Below are 18,399 nucleotides of genomic sequence, written 5' to 3'. Positions count from 1 at the left end.
GACCGATGATGAAAATAGATGTGAACTCCGATATGGGAGAGGGTTTTGGCGTGTATCAGCTCTGTGACGATGAAGCCCTGATGCAGGTTGTCTCGTCGGCCAATATTGCCTGCGGTTTTCATGCGGGGGATCCGGCGATCATGACGCAAATGGTGCGTCTGGCGAAGCGCCGGGGTGTGGGGATTGGTGCGCATCCGGGGCTACCGGACAGGCTCGGATTTGGGCGCAAAGAGATGGCCTTTACCCCCGATGAGATCTGCCAGCAGGTGATGTACCAGATTGGCGCGTTACAGGCGATTGCAAAATGTGAAGGGACGGTGGTATCGCATGTGAGTTTTCACGCGGCAATGGGCAATATGATCAACCGCGATGTGGCGCTGGCGCGTCAGGTGATGCTGGCGATTCATCGCCTTGATCCGGCACTGATTATTTTTTCCCAGCCGGACACCATTATTGAGCAGGCGGCGAAAAGTGTTGGTTTAGCAGGGCTAACGTTGTTTCTCGCCGATCGGGCCTACGATGCCACCGGGCGTTTGGTGCCACGCGGCAAGCCGGGTGCAGTGATTCAAGAAGAGGGGGCTGTTCGCGGGCGCGTTCGCCAGTTTTTGCAGGAAGGCACCGTGACCACCATTGAAGGGCATCATCTGGCGGTGCGCGCCCGCTCGATTTTGATTCACAGTGACACACCGGGTTCATTGGCGCTGGCGCAGATGGTACGCAGTGAGATTGAAGCCTGCGGCAGCGTCGTGGCTCCAGCCGCAGAGGTATTGCAGCAGTAGGATGGGGCACATTGTTGTCTAAGCCCGACAGGCGTTAAGGCTGTCGGGCTTTTTTTGCGGCTGATATTGCTGATATTGAGAGTTCGGGTGAGGGAAAAATGTTGCAGCCCGGATGTTGGCATCAATGCCTTATCCGGGCTGCGAGGGACGTTATCATCATTCGACTAAGCGGAACGCCAGTCGGGATTCACGCTTACTGACACCCTGCGCAAAAGGCGGCGAGACGCTCGCAGCCAGTTTGCAGTCGTTCCATGCTGGTGGCATACGAGAGACGGATATAGGGACTCATACCGTATGCCGCTCCCTGAACCGTCACCACGTACTGTTCTTCAATCAACGCCATCACAAAGTCGGCGTCGCTGTTAATCTGCCGCCCACCTGCGCTGGTTTTCCCCATAAACGCGGCGATATTCACAAACAAATAAAAGGCACCCTGCGGTTTGTGACACACCAGACCAGGAATTTCAGCCAGCTTCGCCAGCACGAAATCGCGTCGTTCGCGATAGATGGCGGCGCGTTCTTTCAGCAGATCCTGTGGGCCATCCAGAACCGCAATCGCCGCCGCCTGCGTCAGCGTGGTGATCCCTCCGGCATTCTGGGTATTGACATTACTCATCGCTTTAATCAGCGGAGCCGGGCCGCCACAGAAGCCGAGACGCCAGCCGGTCATCGAATACGCTTTCGAGACGCCATTCACCGTCAGCACCCGGTCATACAAGCGAGGCTCTACCTGCGCGAGGGTCAGGAAAACGCAGTCGTCATAAATCAGGTGTTCATAAATATCGTCAGTCAGGATCCAGACATGCGGATTATCCAGCATCACATCGGCAATGCCTTGCAACTCTTCGCGACTGGCGACGGAACCGGTGGGGTTGCTCGGATAGTTGAGTAGCAGCCATTTAGTTTTATCCGTGATGGCGGCGGCGATATCGGCAGGCAGCGGCTTAAAGCCATTTTCTTCATAACACGGCACCGGAATGGGGGTTGCCCCGGCGAATTTCACGATATCGGCATAGCTGATCCACGATGGTGTGGGGATCACCACTTCATCACCGGGGTTCAATGTTGCCATCATGGCATTGAAAATCATCTGCCGTGCGCCGCCAGTGGTGATGATCTGGCTGATGTCATAATCCAACCCGTTATCACGTTTGAATTTGCGCTGAATAGCGGCGCGCAGCGCGGGCGTGCCGTCGATTGGCGGGTAACGCGTGTCGCCAGCCAACGCAGCAGCGTAAGCGGCTTCAATGGCGTGCGGCGGGGTCGGAAAATCTGGCTCGCCAGTGGAAAGTCCCACCACGTCAATTCCCTGTGCGGTGAGGTCGCGCGCTTTTTGCGTCATCGCAACGGACGCTGAAATAGCGATGTTTTTAAGTCGATCGGCAATGTCTGGCATATCACAGGTGTTCCAGTTGATTCAGCAAAAACCGCGCTCGCGCACGGTGGGTGAGATCTGAGAATAGGGAACAGGCCAGGCAGGCAGATAATACTGCTTTGTTGTGGGGACATAATGCAAAACAATGACTGAATGACCGGCGAATCCCGTAACGATGCAAGCATGCCCCCTTTTGCACCGTAGGAGTGCGGGTGACAGACGGTGGAATGCGGGTTTGGGCGATAGCGGTGAGCATTTTGCCTCATAAATCCATAAGTAACCTGTGTGGATAGGAAATTGCCAGAACTGGCACAGCCATTGCTTTAGTGATGGAGAGGTCATCACTGGAGATAGGCTATGAATCTACGTCGCCTGAAATATTTTATCAAAATTGTCGATGTGGGAAGCTTAACCCAAGCAGCGGATATCCTGCATATCGCCCAACCGGCACTCAGTCAGCAGCTCGCCACCCTGGAAGGGGAGGTCAATCAGCAACTGTTGATTCGTACCAAACGTGGCGTCACGCCCACCACCGCAGGCAACATCCTGTATACCCATGCACAGGCGATTTTACGGCAGTGCGCGCAGGCGCAGAGTGCGATCGACCGCTCGGGCATGGAGTTGTGCGGTAATGTTTCGGTGGGGCTGGCACCCGGAACCGCAGCGCAACAGCTTGCCATTCCGCTGATGCAAGAGGTACAGCGTCAGCATCCCGGCATCGTGCTCTATTTCAATGAAAACTTCGGCACCACCTTAAGTGAACTCATCATGAACGGGAGGATGGATATGGCGGTGATTTATGATAACCGCGCGATCCACGGACTGCGTTTTATCCCGCTGATGAAAGAGCACCTCTGTTTTGTCTGTCCGAATTGTCTGGATAAGCCGGTGAAAGAGATCGCACTGGCTGATGTGGCGCGTTATGACCTGTTCCTGCCGCGTATTTACAACATTATGCGTAAAGTCGTGGATGATGCCTTCGTTAAAGAGGGGCTGGAGTATCGGGTCGCCTGCGAAATTGAATCGCAAACTACCCTTAATGCGGTGCTGGCTGCCGGGCTGGGATGCACGATCATGCCGGAATCAGCCGCTCGGGCGATGCTGAACGCGTCTGATGCCTGGATGGCAAAAATCATTGAACCGGATGTCCATACTTCACTGTCGTTTTGTATTTCCGATCACCTGCCGCTGTCTGAACCTGCCGAGGCGGTGAAATCGATCCTATTGTCACTGGTTGCGAACCGGACACCGGATAACCGCCCCCTGACACTGGTGAGTTAATAAGTCTCCCTTATTGCCGTAAAGCGAAACCCTCTTACTGTCCAGTCGTGTGTGCGGGATAGAGTGAAAGCATCCACCGAAGACAACAGCCAGTACTGGGTTACTATGGAAAAAACCGTTACTCTTGAGATGCTGTCACAGCTCACACAGAGCCTGCATGCCACCTCAATTTCTCATCTCGTGCTAAAGGGCAGAACGTGGTCTGTTCATCTCACCACCATGCCGTCCATGGTTCCCATGGCTCCCGTTCCTGCGGTGGATGAACCGCCACGTTTTACGTCCCTTTGTGCCCCAGCTCCCGGACGAGTACTGCTACGCCATCCTCTGCTTGCGGAGCATTTCACCGTGCCGGGTAGCCGGATCGCTCCGTGCGATTTACTGGCTATGGTCAAAGTGGGCGCACTCTACTTACCCGTTCGCAGCCTTGTTTCCGGGCAGCTTATTTCCTTTCAGGTGAGCGAGGGCGATACCGTCGAGTTTGGTCAGGAAATCGCTAAAATTCAATTGGATGAGCCATTTCATTCAGCGTTATAAGTCCCCCTTATTGCCTCAAACCATTTATGTCTTATACCGCTGAGGCATAACTGAATAGAGTCAAAAATACGCAATAAATACGATGCGGCATCTCAGAAATGCCGTGATGACAGGAGAGGCGCTATGCCATTTTCAGATTATAAAGTCGCACTGGTCACCGGTGCATCCGCTGGGATGGGCGAAGCCATTGTCGAGCGTTTGTGCCAGGAAGGGATAACGGTTCATGCCGTCGCACGCCGTCGGGAACAGTTGACTGCACTGGCGGATCGCACTGGTTGCATTCCACATGCGGTTGACGTCGCCGACCTTGATGCGCTGACGCGCTTATGCAGTGACCTGCAAGTGGACATTCTGGTGAACAACGCTGGTGTGTCGCACCCCGGTTCCATTCTCGATGCCAGTGAAGAGGTGATTGAAACCCAGCTCAACGTCAACCTGCGTGCGGTTTTGCACCTGTGTCGTTTACTGGTGCCGGGCATGGTGGCGCGCGATTGCGGCCACGTTATTAACATCACGTCGATTGCCGCGATTTATAACTTCAACGGCAACTCCGTTTATCACGCGACCAAAGCGGGTGTTCATGCGCTTTCACGCCAACTGCGCGTTGATTGCTACGGCAAGCGCGTGCGCATTACCGAGATCTGTCCAGGCCGGGTGGCAACCGACATTTTCGGCAATGTTTCCGGCGATCATGAAGAGGCGCGCAAGCGTTTTATCGACGGGTTTGAGTTGCCGCAGGCAAAAGACATTGCCGATTGCGTAGCCTTTGCTGTTAGTGCCCCAATAGCGGTGAATATCGGCAATATCGAAATCACACCGACGTTGCAGGTTCCCGGCGGGCTTTCTACGATGCGTCCCGGTGAAAACGTAGTCTAAGCGGGTTGAGAGGAGGCTCATTATGGCGCTCGATTTTAGTACCATTTTAACCGGCCACTATGGCGCGATGATCGTGAAGGGCGCGACCATCACGCTGGAACTGGCGTTGGGTGCCTGGCTGCTGGCTATGTTTCTTGCGTTATTGCTGCTGGTGATCCGTCTGTCAGAAAATCGCATCGCCATGTATATGGTGGCAGCGTACGTTTCATATCACCGTAATGTTCCCACGCTGATTCAGTTGATGATGTGGTATTTCGCCATTCCGACGCTGTTGCCGGAATCGGTACAGATGTGGATTAACGACTTCAACGCTGAGTTCCTTTTCTCTATGTTTGCGTTGGGATTATGTCAGGCAGCTTACTTTTCCGAAGATATTCGTAGCGGTTTGCGCGCTATTCCTGATGGGCAGAATGAGGCGGCGCGAGCGCTGGGCATGAGCTACATGCGGGCAATGGGCTCGGTGATCCTGCCGCAGGGGATCCGCAATGCCTTGCCAGCCTTGATTAACCACACCGTGCTGCTGTTTAAAAACACCAGTCTTGCGATGGTCATCGGAGTAACCGAGTTGACCTATGTGACGCGCGATCTTGAGAACCAGACTTTCCGCACCTTTGAGGCCTATGCCATCGGTACATTGGGTTATCTGGCGTGCTCGCTGCTGTTGATGGGGCTGGGTGCCCTGTTAGGCCGTCATTTTCAACGTGCCTACGCGAGGTAATCACTATGTTTGATGTTTTTACCATTTTGCAGGACCACGGCATGCTGTTCCTGATGGGGCAGTATCCGAACGGGCCGCTCGGCGGCGTACTGTGCACGCTATTGATTTCACTGTTGGCGGTAGTGCTGTCTTTTCCTCTGGGCGTGGTCGTTGGGCTGGCGCGGTTATCCCCGTGGCGCGGGGTGCGCTGGGCAGCCGCCTGCTGGGTCTACACCCTGCGCGGTATCCCTCTGATGATGGTGGTGTTCTGGACCTACTTCTGCGTGCCCTTGCTGATTGGACAGAATATCAGCGGCTTTTCCACCATGCTCTGTACGCTGGTTATCTACGAGAGCGCTTACATCGCCGAGATTGTACGCGGCGGCATTCAGGCGTTGCCGCAAGGGCAATATGAAGCGTCACGCGCTTTGGGGATGAGCTATCTGAAAACCCTGCGACTGGTGATCTTACCGCAAGCACTGTTCAACTCATTGCCGAGTCTGGTGAGCCAACTGGTGTCGATCATTAAGGACAGTACGCTGGGCTATGTGATTAACGTGCCGGAACTGACCTATGCGGCAAATCAGGTCAGCAATCAGCTCCTGACCAAACCGTTTCAGGTCTTCGCCATCGTGGCCCTGAGCTACTACATTATCTGTTTTAGCCTGACATGGCTGGCGAACCGGCTAGAAAATTGGATTGCCAATAAACGGCTCAATGCGCCGCCGCAACAGGGAGAAGATCGGAACGAGCCTCCTTTCTTGGCTAACCGCAAACTTAATAAGGAAACATCATGATCCCGATGATTTTGTTTAACCAGGTCAATAAGTGGTATGGCGATTATCACGCCCTGACCGATCTCAGTGCCGAAGTCAAAGCGGGGGAAGTGGTAGTGGTTTGCGGCCCTTCCGGCTCTGGGAAATCAACGTTAATTCGCACCGTGAATCGTCTGGAGCCTATCGAACAGGGGCAAATTCTGTTTGATGGCTTCGATATCCACGGCAGCAGTACGCGGCTGAACCAACTGCGTACGCGTATCGGCTTCGTGTTCCAGAACTTCAATTTGTTTCCCCATGTGTCGGTGATGGAAAACATCATGATGTCGCCGGTAAAAGTGTTGGGCACCAAACGTTCCGAGGCGCGTAAATACGCTGGGGAATTGTTGGAGCGCGTTGGATTGTCGCACAAAGCCAATGCTTATCCGGCGCAGCTTTCCGGCGGGCAGCAGCAGCGTGTAGCGATTGCCCGCGCGCTGGCGATGAAGCCGCCGGTGATGTTGTTCGATGAGCCTACATCGGCGCTGGATCCCGAAATGGTGGGGGAGGTATTAAGCGTCATGCGCTCGTTGGCTCAGGAAGGGATGACTATGATGTGCGTGACCCACGAAATGCACTTTGCTCGCGATGTGGCCGATACCATCTGGTTTATGGATCAAGGGCAGATTTTGGAAAAGGCGACGCCGGAACAATTCTTTAGCGCCCCGCAGCACCCGCGCGCACGCCGTTTCCTGAGTGATTTACGGGGCTAACGGCGCGGTTAGCTCTGGTGGGGAATCTCAGGTCAGTGTACCGGGTATCGTCGTTAACGCACACATTACAGAGAGTATGTATCTATAAAACGTAGTCGGGCTGTCTCGCCCGACTACGTGGGAATAACATGTCTCTATCGGCTGCCTATTCCATGTTTCTCAAAGCTCTATCTTGATAGCTGCGCGTACGGTAAAGGCTGCTGTGGCGCGCGGTTGTCAACCTTGAAGCGGCTGACCAGCGACTCCATTTCAATTGCCTGCTCATCCAGTGATTGGCTGGCGACGGAAGCTTCCGCAACCAGCGTCACATTCTGCTGCGTCACCATCTCCAGTTGATTGAGCGCTTCATTAATTTGTGCGATACCTAACGACTGTTCGTCAGCGGCAACCGCGATTTCATTGACCAGATCGCGTACTTTTCGTGTGCCGGTGATGATGTCGTTAAGCCCCCGATTCGATTGGTTCACCAATTTCGTGCCTTCACTGACGCTGGCAATGCTGTCGGCGATGAGAGAACGAATTTTGCCTGCTTCATCAGCACTGCGCTGCGACAGTTGACGAACTTCCGCCGCGACGACAGAGAAACCTCGGCCATGTTGTCCTGCCCGTGCGGCCTCAACCGCTGCGTTCAACGCCAGCAGGTTGGTCTGAAAGGCAATGGCATCAATGGCTGCAACCACCGCATTCACGCGCTGGCTGGCGTCCTGAATTTTTTCCATTGCGCCGCTGGCGGCTTCGGTAATGGTTCCGACGCGGTGAGCCTGATCGTCCACCTCCGTGGTTAGCTGACGCGCTTGTCCGGCAAAGTCGGCGGTTTGTTTTACCGTGACGGTAATTTCTTCCATGCTGCTGGCGGTTTGTACCAGCGAGGCGGATTGTTCTTCCGTACGCTGCGCCAAATCATGATTGCCATTGGCGATTTCACTGCTGGCACGTCCGATGATCTGGGAACTGTGCTTAATGTTCACGACCATATCAGCGATATTTTCCAGTGAAGTGTTATATGCCTGATTCAACTGTGAAAGTTCGTCGGTTCCCGGCACGCGTAAGCGACGTGTAAGATCCCCACCCATCTCGCGAATAGTCGTCAGGGTTTGCTGAAGCTGTTCGTTGATGCTGCGCATAATCATTAAGGCCAGCCCAATCGCCATCAGCAAAGAAACCAAAGCCCCTACCAGATAGCTAATCCAGGACTGGTGGGCATCGGCGGCTAGCGCGTTGACCTGTGTGGTCAGATCGTTGGCAGTGAGTTGCTCAACCTTTTTCAACTCATCGATTTTTGCCGTTTGTTGGTTAAACCACTGGCTGGCATCAATAGCAAAATTTCCGTCGGGGGAAGCGATAGCCTTATTACGCATCTGGAGCGCGCTTTGGGCTGAAGGGTTATTAAGCGCCTGCTCAAAAGCCTTACGCAGTTCGGGATTGGCAAACATGTTATAGGCCGTGGTATAGGCATTTCCCTGACCAACCATCTGGTTCAGACGCTCGAACATACCCGTAGCAAAACTATTGGCAGAGAACGTGTTGGACAGCACGGCGCGTTCTAGTCCCGCCTGCTCTTTGACGTTAAGCAGGTTGTAATAAGCTGCTAGCCGCAGGGCAATGCTCCCATCGCTGACCAGATGCGTCATATCCCCGACGATATTCAACAGGTTGCTGACGGAATCGGAGTAGTAGCCTATGGCCTGGGTCACGGGTATCGATAGGCTATCGACATTGCGGCGATGTTCCCCAAGTTGTTGTATTTTCTGCGTTACATGACCCAGTTCCTCACTGACGGCATCCCCAAATTCGCTGCGGCTCATATTGGCGGTAGTGTGCTCAAGAACCTGCTGTGCTCGATCGGTGGCTTGTCGCTGCGTGGCAAGCTCCGGGCCAAACTTTTTCCCCTGGCTACCAAAATATCCTGCACTCAGCCCGCGTTCCCGCTGTAATTGGTGGGTGAATTCGCCAGCATCGCGTGCCAGCGTGATGAGTTTTGCCATGCGGATCATTTCATTTTCTGTGTTGAGTCGTTCGGCCACGCCGGAAAAACTGAACCACAATAGGGCAAGGATAGGAGGGAAGAGAGCCAGAATGAACTTACTACGGATCGAGATGTAATGAAGGGATTTCATGAGTATGCTCCATTGCCTGCAAGTCGCCCGTTCCTGGCATGCGCAGCTTACAAAAAGTAGACAGAAGTATATTTAGTTTCGGCGCTATGAAGTAATGGTTTAGTACTGATTTTATTGTTCTGTTAAAAAATTAACTATTATGATGATGATAAAAATATATTTAATATTATTCAGATGGTTATATTGTTTTTATTTTGTGAAAACAGTGAGATCGTTAACTTATACAACATGCTGTGCGAGCCTAATTCTTGCTCGTGTTTGAGCGAGGCTGTTATGCACGGTGTTGGCAGAGAAAGGCGGAAGGGCGTGATCGGAATCTATCTGTTGCCCCGCCGGATAGCCAGCGGGGCAGAGGAGAATTAATGAATTCTCAGTATGTGGTCTTGATTAACTTTGAAGAAGCGAACCGCATCGCGCAGTTGCTCACCCTGTTCCGTCATGGCGTGCGCCGCGGTGGCAGATTCCTCAACTAATGCGGCGTTCTGCTGGGTCACCCGATCCATCTGCTCTACCGCCACGCTGATCTCTTTGATACCAATGTGCTGCTCGTTGGAAGCCTGAGAGATCTCTGCCACGATGTCCGTCACTTTTTTCACTGACAGCACAATCTCCGACATCGCCTGACTGGCTTTGTCTGCGCGTGCGGAGCCGTCAGTGATCTTCTCCACGGTGCCTTCGATCAAGGTTTTGATCTCTTTGGCTGCATTGGCGCTCTTCTGTGCCAGCGTGCGTACTTCACCCGCGACGACAGCAAAACCTTTCCCTTCGCTGCCCGCTCTGGCCGCTTCTACCGCCGCGTTCAGTGCAAGGATGTTGGTCTGGAAGGCGATGCCTTCAATGACGCCGATGATATCGACGATTTTCTGCGAACTGTGGGAAATTTCATGCATACGCTTGAGCATATCGTCTACGATAAGCCCGCCCTGAGAGGCCGTTTCCGAGGTTTGTTGTGCCAACTGGCTGGCCTCTTTGGCGTTATCTGCGTTCTGGCGTACGGTGTGCGTGAGTTGCTGCATGTTGGCCGATGCCTGAATCAGCGAAGCCGCCTGCTCTTCGGTACGCTGCGACAGATCGCTGTTGCCCTGAGCAATCTCGCTGGATGCCAGTGAGATGGATTCACTGCCGTTCATGATGGTATGTACGATGCTCATCAACTGCTGGTTCATGTCGTTGAGTGAAGCAAGGAGGCTTGTGTTATCACCCTGACGTAGCTTGATTTCCGTTGCAAGATTACCGGATGCAATCTCGGTCATGATGGCTTTGGCGTAATAGGGGTCGCCGCCGAGTTGGCGTGAAATATTACGTGAAATGAGGGTGGCGATAATGGCGGTTGTCAACAGGGCGAGTAACAGCAATCCCCAGACATAGTACTGTGACGTTCGATACGTCGAGTCGGCACTGGCAACGATATTTTTTGCCGTCTCCAGTTCCATGTCGACCAGTCTGGCCAGGTCTTTCATCATTTGGCTACGATATTTTGCAGAATTCGCGCCGCTGATTTTACTGGCTTCAGCCAGATCACCCCGATTAACGGTCTCAACCAGTACGGCATTCACCGAATTGAAGCCCGAGAAGTTTTCGCCAATCACCTTAATCAGGGCTTTTTTCTCGTCACTGTTGGCAATGGCTTCATAGCCCTTAAATGCCGTGAGGAAAGCATCAGCATTTTGCTGCAATTCTTTGCGGTGACTTTCACGTTCTTCAGGTGTTTGAGAGTCAACATACTGTATTTGCTGCAAACGTGTTTCAGACAACGTGCCACGCATTGCCTGACTGTAGCGCACACCAGGTAAGCTATTGTCGCTGAGTTCAACAATACGGCTGTTATTAACGTTAAGCTGGAGTAGTGAAACCACCCCTAATAGCAACATCATCGCTATCAGGACGGAAAATCCGAGTAATAACTTGGAGAGCACTGTTAGTTGAGAGAGTTTCATCGCGATTCTTATTAATTATAGGGGGAAAGTAGTAGTGATAACGGCAAATAAGATAAGATCTTTATAATGTGTGATTCAATAAGGAGGCAATGAAGAGCAAAAGCGGGTTAATTTCATTTATTTTCATAATATTAACATTAAATTCTAACGAATTTAAAAATTGTAAATTATTATTTTATTAAATGTTAAGTTGTTAATTGTCATTTCTAATGAGTAATTTGATTATTGGCCCCAGATATGAACTATTCATAAACCGAAAGAATAAAATGTGATAACCATCAATAATCATGATATATATCTTTATAAATCACAAGTATATGTAACAAAAACGGTTAATTAAATGACTAAATATTTCTTTAGTCAGAAAGCCGTAGCATAAATAGTAATACTGTTCACTTAAGCATGGATTTAGGGGGAAACGCGGTGATGAAGTTCCCGTAGGGATACCTCGCACCGTGGTCGCCCCCGGTATCTCGATGCTTAAACGATCGGCATTACAGCATAAATAGGGGATTATATTACTGCGGCATGGCGATTTTTACTCCAGATAAAACACGGATTCGAGCGTATCGCTGATTGGGCTGTTATCGGGGTGAGAGGGCATCACGTCGCCCATGTGTTTCCACCAGCGCTGGCAGACCTCTGTTTGCGCAATGGCCTCCCAGCGCGCTTCGGATTCGACCTCCACATAGCCGAATAGCAGATTGCGCTGTCTATCCAGAAAAATGCTGTAGTGGTGCGCCCCGTGGTTTTTCAGCACGTCAGCCAGTTCCGGCCAGATAGGATTATGGCGACGCTGATACTCGTCGTGGCAGTCAGGAAAAACCGACATCACAAAAGCCTTACGAAACATGGCTGGTTCCCCGTCGTTGTTAGCAGAACGCCACGACGGTGAGGCCGTGGCGGTTGAAGGCAACGCGATGTGCGATATGCATGACACGTTCCCACAAACGATACACGTAAGATGGACTACACGCGCAACGCGGCTTCCATGGGAGTGACGCCAAAACGTTTACCCAGTGCGATCAGTTCTTCGGTAGAGATCGTCTGCTTCTTACCGCCCATCGATCTGACTTTCACCATGACTTCAGCAGATTTTTCCGCGGTGTCGATCAGGCCAAAGGCTTCATCCAGCGTCGGGCCGGTGCCGAAAATACCGTGGAAGGGCCACAGCACCAGCGAGTGACGTTTCATTTGCTCGGAGGTGGCATCACCAATCGCATCGGTGCCTGGCACCATCCACGGCACAATCCCCACGCCGTCCGGGAAGACGACCAGACATTCCGTACTGCCCTCCCACAGTTCACGAGTAAATGTGGCGGTATCCAGATCCAGCACGTAGCTCAGAGCGATCAGATTGGTCGCATGGCAGTGCATGATGACGCGGTCGCGCCCGTGGGTCACGCCCATGCGTACAATGTGCGACTGGAAATGCGAGGCCAGTTCCGATGTCGGCAGACCACCGTTGGTGAGTCCCCAGAAAATACGGTAGCCTTTACCGTCGCTATCGACCTGCAACACCACCAGTGAATCTGCCGGATCCAGTTGCACGTTGCGGAAGAATTTGCCGGAGCCGGTCACGATAAACCAGCAGTCAGCCAGTTCGGGCATCGGTTGCGATAGCGCCTCATGGCGCGGCTGCGGGTAGAAATCGCTTTCATAAGGTGTCACATCCTCAGCCGTCAGGCGCAGGCTGACGTTACCGCCGTTACGTTCGTCCCAGCCTTTGAGCCACATATCGCTGGTGGCTTTAATCATTCCCTGTACAAACCAGGAAGAGAGAATTGCTTGCATAATCTTACCCTTGACGTTGAGTGAGGATGGTTTCTTCATACTGACGCACCTGTTGCAGCCATTCGCTGCCCGGAGTGACGTCATGACGCTGGCAGTAGTGTTCCCACACTGCCTGCCACGGCAGCGATTTTTGCTCTTCCAGCAACGCCAGACGCGCGGTGTAATCGCCGTTTTGTTCCAGTTTGCGCAGCGTTTCCGTGGGTTCCAGCAGCGCCCGCAACAGGGCTTTTTTCATGTTGCGTGTGCCGATGACCCAGGCGGCGATGCGGTTGATGGAGGCATCAAAAAAATCCAGTCCGATGTGTACGCGGTTAAGCAACTTATGGCGCACGATTTCATGGGCGATAGCCTGTGTTTCGTCGTCCAGCAGTACAACGTGGTCGCTGTCCCAGCGCACCGGACGGCTGACGTGCAGCAGCAGGCGCGGAACATACAGAATCGCGCTGGAGATCTTGTCGGAAATCACTTCAGTCGGATGGAAGTGTCCGGCATCCAGACAGAGCGCGGTGCCTCGGCTGGTTGCATAGCCGAGATAGAATTCGTTGGAGCCGACGGTAAAACTTTCCGCGCCGATCCCGAACAGCTTACTTTCCACCGCGTCGATGTGATGTGCCTGATCGAGCGGTTCCGCGATGATCTCATCCAGCGCGCTGAGCAGCCGCTGGCGGAATGCCAGACGATCGATGGTCAAATCTTTCATGCCGTCCGGCACCCAGATGTTCATGACCGATGGCGTACCGAGTTCGCGACCGAAATAGGCAGAAATCCGGCGGCTGGCCTGACAGTGCTCAATCCAGAAACGACGGACTTTTTCGTCCGGGTGCGACAGGGTAAAGCCGTCTGCGCTCAGCGGATGAGAAAAACAGGTTGGGTTAAAATCCAGCCCAAGCTGGTGACGTTTGGCCCATTCGACCCACGAACGGAAATGTTCTGGTGCAATCTCGTTGCGGGCGACGGGCTGTGCGGATTCCAGATAGATGGCGTGCAGGTTCAGCCGCTTAGGGCCGGGGATGAGCGCAAAGGCCTGTTCCAGATCGGCACGCAGTTCATCCGGCGTGCTCGCCTTGCCGGGATAGTTGCCTGTGGCCTGAATACCGCCAGTTAACGGCCCGCCGGTGTTCTCGAATCCGCCCACATCGTCACCCTGCCAGCAGTGCATGGATACCGGAATCTGGTCGAGCTGTTCCAGCGCGGCTTCTACGTCAATATTCAGGCTGGCATAACGCGTTTTTGCCAACTGCCAGGCGGTTTCAATTGGTGTGCTCATTGTATCGTCTCCTGTTTGCCCTGTGGGGCGGTTTCTGGCTGGCAGAGCGCCTGAAAGCGACGCCAGTGCCCGGCAAAATCACTCTCCGCACGCGGGGTATAGCGATGCAGAGGAAAATTATGCGTCAGCATCTGCCGGAAGGCGGCAAGATTGGTAACGGCGCCCAGTGCCATGAGCTGGCAGCCAATATTGCCTAGCGTGGAGGCTTCGACTGGCCCGGCGAAAACCGGGATCTGGCACACATCGGCGCATAGCTGGTTCAGGAAAGCGTTCTGGCTGCCGCCGCCGACAATATGCAACTGGCGAATCGGTGCATGACGCAGTTCGCCCAGCTCCAACACCACCTGCCGGTAGAGCAACGCGAGGCTGTTGAAAATACAGCGCGCCAGTTCGGCATCGGTTTGGGGCACGGGCTGGTCGTGCTCGCGGCAATAGTCGCGGATCGCCTCGTGCATGGACGGCGGATTGATAAAGCGATCATCATTCGGGTTAATCAGACTCATGAAGGCTGGCAGGGCGGCGGCAGACTGAATCAGCGCGTCTAAATCTTTGATGCCACGCTCCTGACACACCCGCTGTAGCAACCACAGACCCATGATATTTTTCAGTACCCGATAGGTGCCGTCTACACCACCTTCATTGGTGATATTGGCGGCCAGCGCCTGTGGGCTGTTAAACGGTGTATCGCTCTCGATGCCCATCAGCGACCAGGTGCCGGAGCTGAGATAGGCGCTATTGCGGTTGTGCAACGGCGCACCGACCACCGCGCTAGCGGTGTCGTGCGTGGCGACGGCGGTAACGGGAATCTGTCGTCCACTTGGCGCTGTCCAGTTTCCTACGGGGTGTCCTGGCTGCACCGGATCACTCAGCCAGCGGCGTGGTACGTTCAGGTAGCCCAGCAGTGTGCTGTCCCAGGTTTTCTCTTTCAGATTAATCAGTTGGGTTGTGCTGGCGTTGGTATATTCACACACCAGACTCCCCGTGAGGCGATAGTGAAAATAGTCGGGGATCATCAGCAGATGTTCCACCTGATCCAGTGAGTCAGACGGTGCATCGCACAGTGCTTTAAGCTGATATAGCGTATTAAACGGCAGAAACTGAATGCCAGTGCGCTGGTAGATCGCCTCGCGCCCCAGCTCGGCAGTTACGGCTGCCATCACGCCGTCGGTACGATGGTCGCGATAGGAATAGGGCAGGCCGACACGTTGTCCGTCTTTATCCAGCAGCACGTAGTCCACGCCCCAGCTATCGATCCCGATACTATCAGGGGCAATCCCCATGGCATCGATTTGGTGCAATCCGATGAGGATGTCGCGTTCCAGCGCAGTGAGATCCCACTGGTGATGGTTGTCCTGAAAAACCAGCGTATTGCTGAAACGGTGAATTTCCTTCAGCGTCAGATGCTGCGTTGCGGTGTGCAAAGTCGCCAGCATGACCCGACCGCTGGATGCCCCTAAATCCACCGCCACGATATTCTTCACCGCCATAGCTGCACTCCTTATTGTTGGATGTGTTGCAGTGTAAGGAGCGGTAACCGATGCCACCTTCCCATGAGTGCCATCTGCAACAGGCGGTTGGCAAAATGACAAAGCTGACCGTGAAAGGCGTCACAATCCGGGAAGTTATTTGGAAAATAGCCATGAAAAAATGAGGGATAAAGTGGTGTGATCCTTGCCACACTTCAATCAATTAGGCCGTGCGATCTTAAAAAAAGAGCAGTCAGATGGCGCGTGAGTGACGGTATTTCAAGGCTGGTTTGGTGGCTTCTGGCTACCCTTTTTCAAAGTCTGTATTTTTACCAAAGGCTGAATGGAGAACTGAAATGACGTTACTTCGTGGTGATGATTTTTTTACTTCGCGTGCCGTGACGGTCGCGGTAGAGCCGCGTACCCCACAGACGGCCTTTCCTGAGCACTACCATGATTTCTGGGAAATTGTGCTGGTTGAGCAGGGTGCAGGCGTCCATGTGTTTAACGATCAGCCCTATGCGCTGTGTAGCGGTTCAGTGTTCTTTGTTCGCGATAACGATCGGCATCTGTTTGAGGATGTCGAGGGGTTGTGCCTGACGAATATGTTATACCGTTCGCCGCGCGGGTTCCGTTTCCTTTCCGATGTCGCTGCATTTTTGCCCTATGGCCCGAACGGCGAGTGGCAAGGGCAATGGCAGGTGAATGCGACGGGGATGCAGCAGTTGAAACAGTCGCTAAACAGTCTGGCTGAGTTGGCGCAGAGCGATGCGCCGGAGGCGATTGCGGCCAGCGAAAGCCTTTTTCTGCACATTCTGGTGCAACTGCGTCAGTACTGCTTCCAGACGCAGGGCAATGGCTCCGAGCGTCAGGGAGTGCAGGCGCTGCTGGGCTGGTTGCAAAATAACTACAGCGAAGAGGTGAACTGGGGCAGTCTGGCCGATCAGTTCTCGCTGCCGCTACGCACATTGCACCGCCAGCTCAAACAACATACCGGGATGACGCCACAACGTTATCTGAATCGGTTAAGATTACTGGAGGCTCGTCGGCGCTTGCAGCAGAGTGATGATTCAATCACCACCATTGCGCATGCCTGTGGATTTAGCGACAGCAATCACTTCTCGACGCAATTCCGCAAGGCATTCTCGCAGGCACCTAAGTCACTGCGCCATCAGGCGTTTTCTCGTGAAGAGTAGGTAACAGCAACGGCAGGTGAGGGAATGGTGACAGCAACTCGGGGTTTGAAATTACAGACTGAAGACTATTTCCTCACTGACAAGAATGCTGTGATGGTCGCCGAGCGGCATCCGCAGCCGATATTTCCGCTGCATCATCATGATTTTGACGAACTGGTCATTGTCTGGCGCGGTAATGGCCTACACCTCTGGAACGATGTGCCTTACCGTATTACCCGCGGCGATATGTTTTATGTCTCCGCCCACGATCGCCACAGCTATGAATCTGTCCACGAGCTTGAGCTAAACAACATTCTCTATATTCGCAACCGCCTGACGTTATCCGCCGACTGGCAAACATTACTGCCGGGCGGGGAGCTTCCACAAAGCCAGCGCCATTGGTGCTTAGGCTCGGAAGGCATGGATAGCCTCCGCGAGAAAGTGGATGCATTAGCGCAGGAATGTATGAAATCGGATGCGCTGTCATTGCAACTGAGTGAGGCGCTGTTTTTGCAGATCGCGCTGCTGGCGGCACGTTATCGCCATACGCCGGATAATCCGCAACTGGCCGATGCACATCAGTTGGATATGTTGATGAATGCGTTGCGTGCCAGCATCGCCACCCCGTTTCGTTTTGAAGCCTTCTGCGAACAGCATCACTTTAGCGCCCGCAGTTTGCGTTCGCGGTTTAAAGAGCAAACCGGTATGAGCGTGCCGCATTATCTGCGCCAACTACGACTCTGCAAGGCGATGGAACTGTTGCGCTATGATCTGCAAACTATCGGTGATGTTGCCGCGTTGTGCGGTTTTGAAGACAGTAACTATTTCTCTGCGGTGTTCCATCAGGCGTTCGGCGTTTCACCCAGCGCCTATCGCCAGCGCTTTTTGAATGTGGAGTGACACCCGCATCGTTCGGGGTTAATATCATTGGTGACACCAATGATATTAACCGGAGCACATTATGGCTGACATCACACGTCAAACCACGACGTTGCGCATCGATCAGGACATCAAAGAGCGGCTAAAAACGCTAGCCGATGACCGCAACAGCTCAGCCCATGCGCTGATGCTGGAAGCGATTGCTGAATACGTTGAGCGGGAAGAAAAACGCAGCCAGTATCGTAAAGAGGCGTTGGCCGCGTGGGAAGACTATCAGGACACTGGCAAACATATCACCGCAGATGAGACCGTTACTTGGTTAGAATCCTGGGGTTCTGGACATGAACAGGATGCGCCTGCATGCCACAAGTGATCGTTTCAGAACGCGCGAGGCGTGATTTACAGCGCCTACAGGACTTTCTAAAAAACAAAAATGTGCTGGCCGCAAAAAAGGCTGCTGAAGTTTTGATTCGCGGTATCCGCCAATTAGAGACGCTGCCGAATATTGGGCGACCAGTAGAACATCTCCCCTTGGAATATCAGGAACTGGTGATCGAATTCGGCAGCAGTGGTTATGTGATGCTTTACCGCCACGATGAACTGACTGACCGCGTGGTGATACTGACGGTTAAACACCAAAAAGAAGCCGGTTACCAAAATCCTTAATACTGTTCCTCTGAGATTATCCTCTCGC

Annotated in this window: 18 protein-coding genes; 11 read left to right on the top strand and 7 right to left on the bottom strand. The window is 53.3% G+C overall.

Annotated elements, in window-relative coordinates; translation table 11 throughout:
* Positions 1-8: 8 nt before the first annotated feature.
* Entirely contained in the window at positions 9-779 is a 771-nt protein-coding gene (locus OI69_RS02210) for a 5-oxoprolinase subunit PxpA (RefSeq protein ID WP_039345668.1), read from the top strand.
* Between the two features lie 193 nt (positions 780-972).
* Here OI69_RS02210 and OI69_RS02205 read toward each other — a convergent pair whose 3' ends face one another.
* A complete protein-coding gene (locus OI69_RS02205) occupies positions 973-2,175 on the bottom strand; it encodes a pyridoxal phosphate-dependent aminotransferase (RefSeq protein WP_039345542.1) in 1,203 nt (400 codons plus the stop codon).
* A 336-nt stretch (positions 2,176-2,511) separates the two neighbouring features.
* Between OI69_RS02205 and nac the strand changes: the two genes are divergently transcribed.
* The 6 genes from nac (at position 2,512) to OI69_RS02175 (ending at position 7,070) form a co-directional block, all read left to right on the top strand.
* Positions 2,512-3,435 carry a nitrogen assimilation transcriptional regulator NAC gene (gene nac, locus OI69_RS02200; RefSeq protein ID WP_039345539.1) on the top strand — a complete coding sequence of 308 codons (924 nt, stop codon included), beginning with the start codon at positions 2,512-2,514 and terminating at the stop codon, positions 3,433-3,435.
* Positions 3,436-3,498: 63 nt separating this feature from the next.
* Positions 3,499-3,969 (top strand): biotin/lipoyl-containing protein, encoded by a 471-nt coding sequence (locus OI69_RS02195; RefSeq protein ID WP_235319646.1) that lies wholly within the window; start codon positions 3,499-3,501, stop codon positions 3,967-3,969.
* Between the two features lie 123 nt (positions 3,970-4,092).
* Positions 4,093-4,845: an SDR family oxidoreductase gene (locus OI69_RS02190; protein ID WP_039345532.1), complete on the top strand. Its 753-nt coding sequence runs from the start codon at positions 4,093-4,095 to the stop codon at positions 4,843-4,845.
* Between the two features lie 22 nt (positions 4,846-4,867).
* Positions 4,868-5,563 carry an amino acid ABC transporter permease gene (locus tag OI69_RS02185; RefSeq protein ID WP_039345529.1) on the top strand — a complete coding sequence of 232 codons (696 nt, stop codon included), beginning with the start codon at positions 4,868-4,870 and terminating at the stop codon, positions 5,561-5,563.
* Between the two features lie 5 nt (positions 5,564-5,568).
* Positions 5,569-6,339: an amino acid ABC transporter permease gene (locus OI69_RS02180; protein ID WP_039345526.1), complete on the top strand. Its 771-nt coding sequence runs from the start codon at positions 5,569-5,571 to the stop codon at positions 6,337-6,339.
* Positions 6,336-7,070 (top strand): amino acid ABC transporter ATP-binding protein, encoded by a 735-nt coding sequence (locus OI69_RS02175; RefSeq protein ID WP_039345523.1) that lies wholly within the window; start codon positions 6,336-6,338, stop codon positions 7,068-7,070. Before OI69_RS02180 ends, OI69_RS02175 begins: the two co-directional genes overlap by 4 nt.
* 167 nt (positions 7,071-7,237) lie before the next feature.
* Here OI69_RS02175 and OI69_RS02170 read toward each other — a convergent pair whose 3' ends face one another.
* From OI69_RS02170 to rhaB, 6 genes are all read right to left on the bottom strand, one after another.
* Entirely contained in the window at positions 7,238-9,187 is a 1,950-nt protein-coding gene (locus OI69_RS02170) for a methyl-accepting chemotaxis protein (RefSeq protein WP_039345521.1), read from the bottom strand.
* Between the two features lie 359 nt (positions 9,188-9,546).
* Positions 9,547-11,124, bottom strand: a complete 1,578-nt coding sequence (locus OI69_RS02165) for a methyl-accepting chemotaxis protein (RefSeq protein WP_039345519.1) — start codon at positions 11,122-11,124, stop codon at positions 9,547-9,549.
* A 538-nt stretch (positions 11,125-11,662) separates the two neighbouring features.
* Positions 11,663-11,977 carry an L-rhamnose mutarotase gene (gene rhaM, locus OI69_RS02160; protein ID WP_039345517.1) on the bottom strand — a complete coding sequence of 105 codons (315 nt, stop codon included), beginning with the start codon at positions 11,975-11,977 and terminating at the stop codon, positions 11,663-11,665.
* Positions 11,978-12,093: 116 nt separating this feature from the next.
* Positions 12,094-12,918, bottom strand: coding sequence for a rhamnulose-1-phosphate aldolase (gene rhaD, locus OI69_RS02155; protein WP_039345516.1), 825 nt, complete (start codon positions 12,916-12,918; stop codon positions 12,094-12,096).
* A gap of 4 nt (positions 12,919-12,922) precedes the next feature.
* On the bottom strand, positions 12,923-14,185 hold the full coding sequence (locus OI69_RS02150; protein WP_039345515.1) for an L-rhamnose isomerase: 1,263 nt from the start codon (positions 14,183-14,185) through the stop codon (positions 12,923-12,925).
* Positions 14,182-15,672: a rhamnulokinase gene (gene rhaB, locus OI69_RS02145; RefSeq protein ID WP_039345511.1), complete on the bottom strand. Its 1,491-nt coding sequence runs from the start codon at positions 15,670-15,672 to the stop codon at positions 14,182-14,184. The genes OI69_RS02150 and rhaB overlap by 4 nt, the downstream gene beginning before the upstream one ends.
* Before the next feature lie 335 nt (positions 15,673-16,007).
* On the opposite strand from rhaB, the gene rhaS reads away from it, so the two are divergent.
* From rhaS to OI69_RS02125, 4 genes are all read left to right on the top strand, one after another.
* Positions 16,008-16,847: an HTH-type transcriptional activator RhaS gene (gene rhaS, locus OI69_RS02140; protein ID WP_039345507.1), complete on the top strand. Its 840-nt coding sequence runs from the start codon at positions 16,008-16,010 to the stop codon at positions 16,845-16,847.
* A gap of 24 nt (positions 16,848-16,871) precedes the next feature.
* Positions 16,872-17,726 carry a helix-turn-helix domain-containing protein gene (locus OI69_RS02135; RefSeq protein ID WP_039345504.1) on the top strand — a complete coding sequence of 285 codons (855 nt, stop codon included), beginning with the start codon at positions 16,872-16,874 and terminating at the stop codon, positions 17,724-17,726.
* A gap of 61 nt (positions 17,727-17,787) precedes the next feature.
* Positions 17,788-18,078, top strand: coding sequence for a CopG family ribbon-helix-helix protein (locus OI69_RS02130; RefSeq protein WP_039345502.1), 291 nt, complete (start codon positions 17,788-17,790; stop codon positions 18,076-18,078).
* Complete coding sequence (locus tag OI69_RS02125) at positions 18,066-18,371, top strand: type II toxin-antitoxin system RelE/ParE family toxin (RefSeq protein ID WP_039345499.1); 306 nt, start codon at positions 18,066-18,068, stop codon at positions 18,369-18,371. The genes OI69_RS02130 and OI69_RS02125 overlap by 13 nt, the downstream gene beginning before the upstream one ends.
* The last annotated feature ends 28 nt before the right edge of the window (positions 18,372-18,399 follow it).

Origin of the sequence: Pectobacterium fontis (genome assembly GCF_000803215.1) — a bacterium.
In the GTDB taxonomy this organism is placed as follows: Bacteria; Pseudomonadota; Gammaproteobacteria; order Enterobacterales; family Enterobacteriaceae; genus Pectobacterium; species Pectobacterium fontis.
This window is presented reverse-complemented; position numbering and strand designations above follow the sequence as displayed.

Excerpts from the sequence above, each read along its gene's own strand:
- OI69_RS02210 (WP_039345668.1), top strand. The coding sequence starts at position 9 with ATGAAAATAGATGTGAACTCCGATATGGGAGAGGGTTTTGGCGTGTAT.
- OI69_RS02205 (WP_039345542.1), bottom strand. The coding sequence starts at position 2,175 with ATGCCAGACATTGCCGATCGACTTAAAAACATCGCTATTTCAGCGTCC.
- nac (WP_039345539.1), top strand. The coding sequence starts at position 2,512 with ATGAATCTACGTCGCCTGAAATATTTTATCAAAATTGTCGATGTGGGA.
- OI69_RS02190 (WP_039345532.1), top strand. The coding sequence starts at position 4,093 with ATGCCATTTTCAGATTATAAAGTCGCACTGGTCACCGGTGCATCCGCT.
- OI69_RS02185 (WP_039345529.1), top strand. The coding sequence starts at position 4,868 with ATGGCGCTCGATTTTAGTACCATTTTAACCGGCCACTATGGCGCGATG.
- OI69_RS02180 (WP_039345526.1), top strand. The coding sequence starts at position 5,569 with ATGTTTGATGTTTTTACCATTTTGCAGGACCACGGCATGCTGTTCCTG.
- OI69_RS02175 (WP_039345523.1), top strand. The coding sequence starts at position 6,336 with ATGATCCCGATGATTTTGTTTAACCAGGTCAATAAGTGGTATGGCGAT.
- OI69_RS02170 (WP_039345521.1), bottom strand. The coding sequence starts at position 9,187 with ATGAAATCCCTTCATTACATCTCGATCCGTAGTAAGTTCATTCTGGCT.
- OI69_RS02165 (WP_039345519.1), bottom strand. The coding sequence starts at position 11,124 with ATGAAACTCTCTCAACTAACAGTGCTCTCCAAGTTATTACTCGGATTT.
- rhaM (WP_039345517.1), bottom strand. The coding sequence starts at position 11,977 with ATGTTTCGTAAGGCTTTTGTGATGTCGGTTTTTCCTGACTGCCACGAC.
- rhaD (WP_039345516.1), bottom strand. The coding sequence starts at position 12,918 with ATGCAAGCAATTCTCTCTTCCTGGTTTGTACAGGGAATGATTAAAGCC.
- OI69_RS02150 (WP_039345515.1), bottom strand. The coding sequence starts at position 14,185 with ATGAGCACACCAATTGAAACCGCCTGGCAGTTGGCAAAAACGCGTTAT.
- rhaB (WP_039345511.1), bottom strand. The coding sequence starts at position 15,672 with ATGGCGGTGAAGAATATCGTGGCGGTGGATTTAGGGGCATCCAGCGGT.
- rhaS (WP_039345507.1), top strand. The coding sequence starts at position 16,008 with ATGACGTTACTTCGTGGTGATGATTTTTTTACTTCGCGTGCCGTGACG.
- OI69_RS02135 (WP_039345504.1), top strand. The coding sequence starts at position 16,872 with ATGGTGACAGCAACTCGGGGTTTGAAATTACAGACTGAAGACTATTTC.
- OI69_RS02130 (WP_039345502.1), top strand. The coding sequence starts at position 17,788 with ATGGCTGACATCACACGTCAAACCACGACGTTGCGCATCGATCAGGAC.
- OI69_RS02125 (WP_039345499.1), top strand. The coding sequence starts at position 18,066 with ATGCCACAAGTGATCGTTTCAGAACGCGCGAGGCGTGATTTACAGCGC.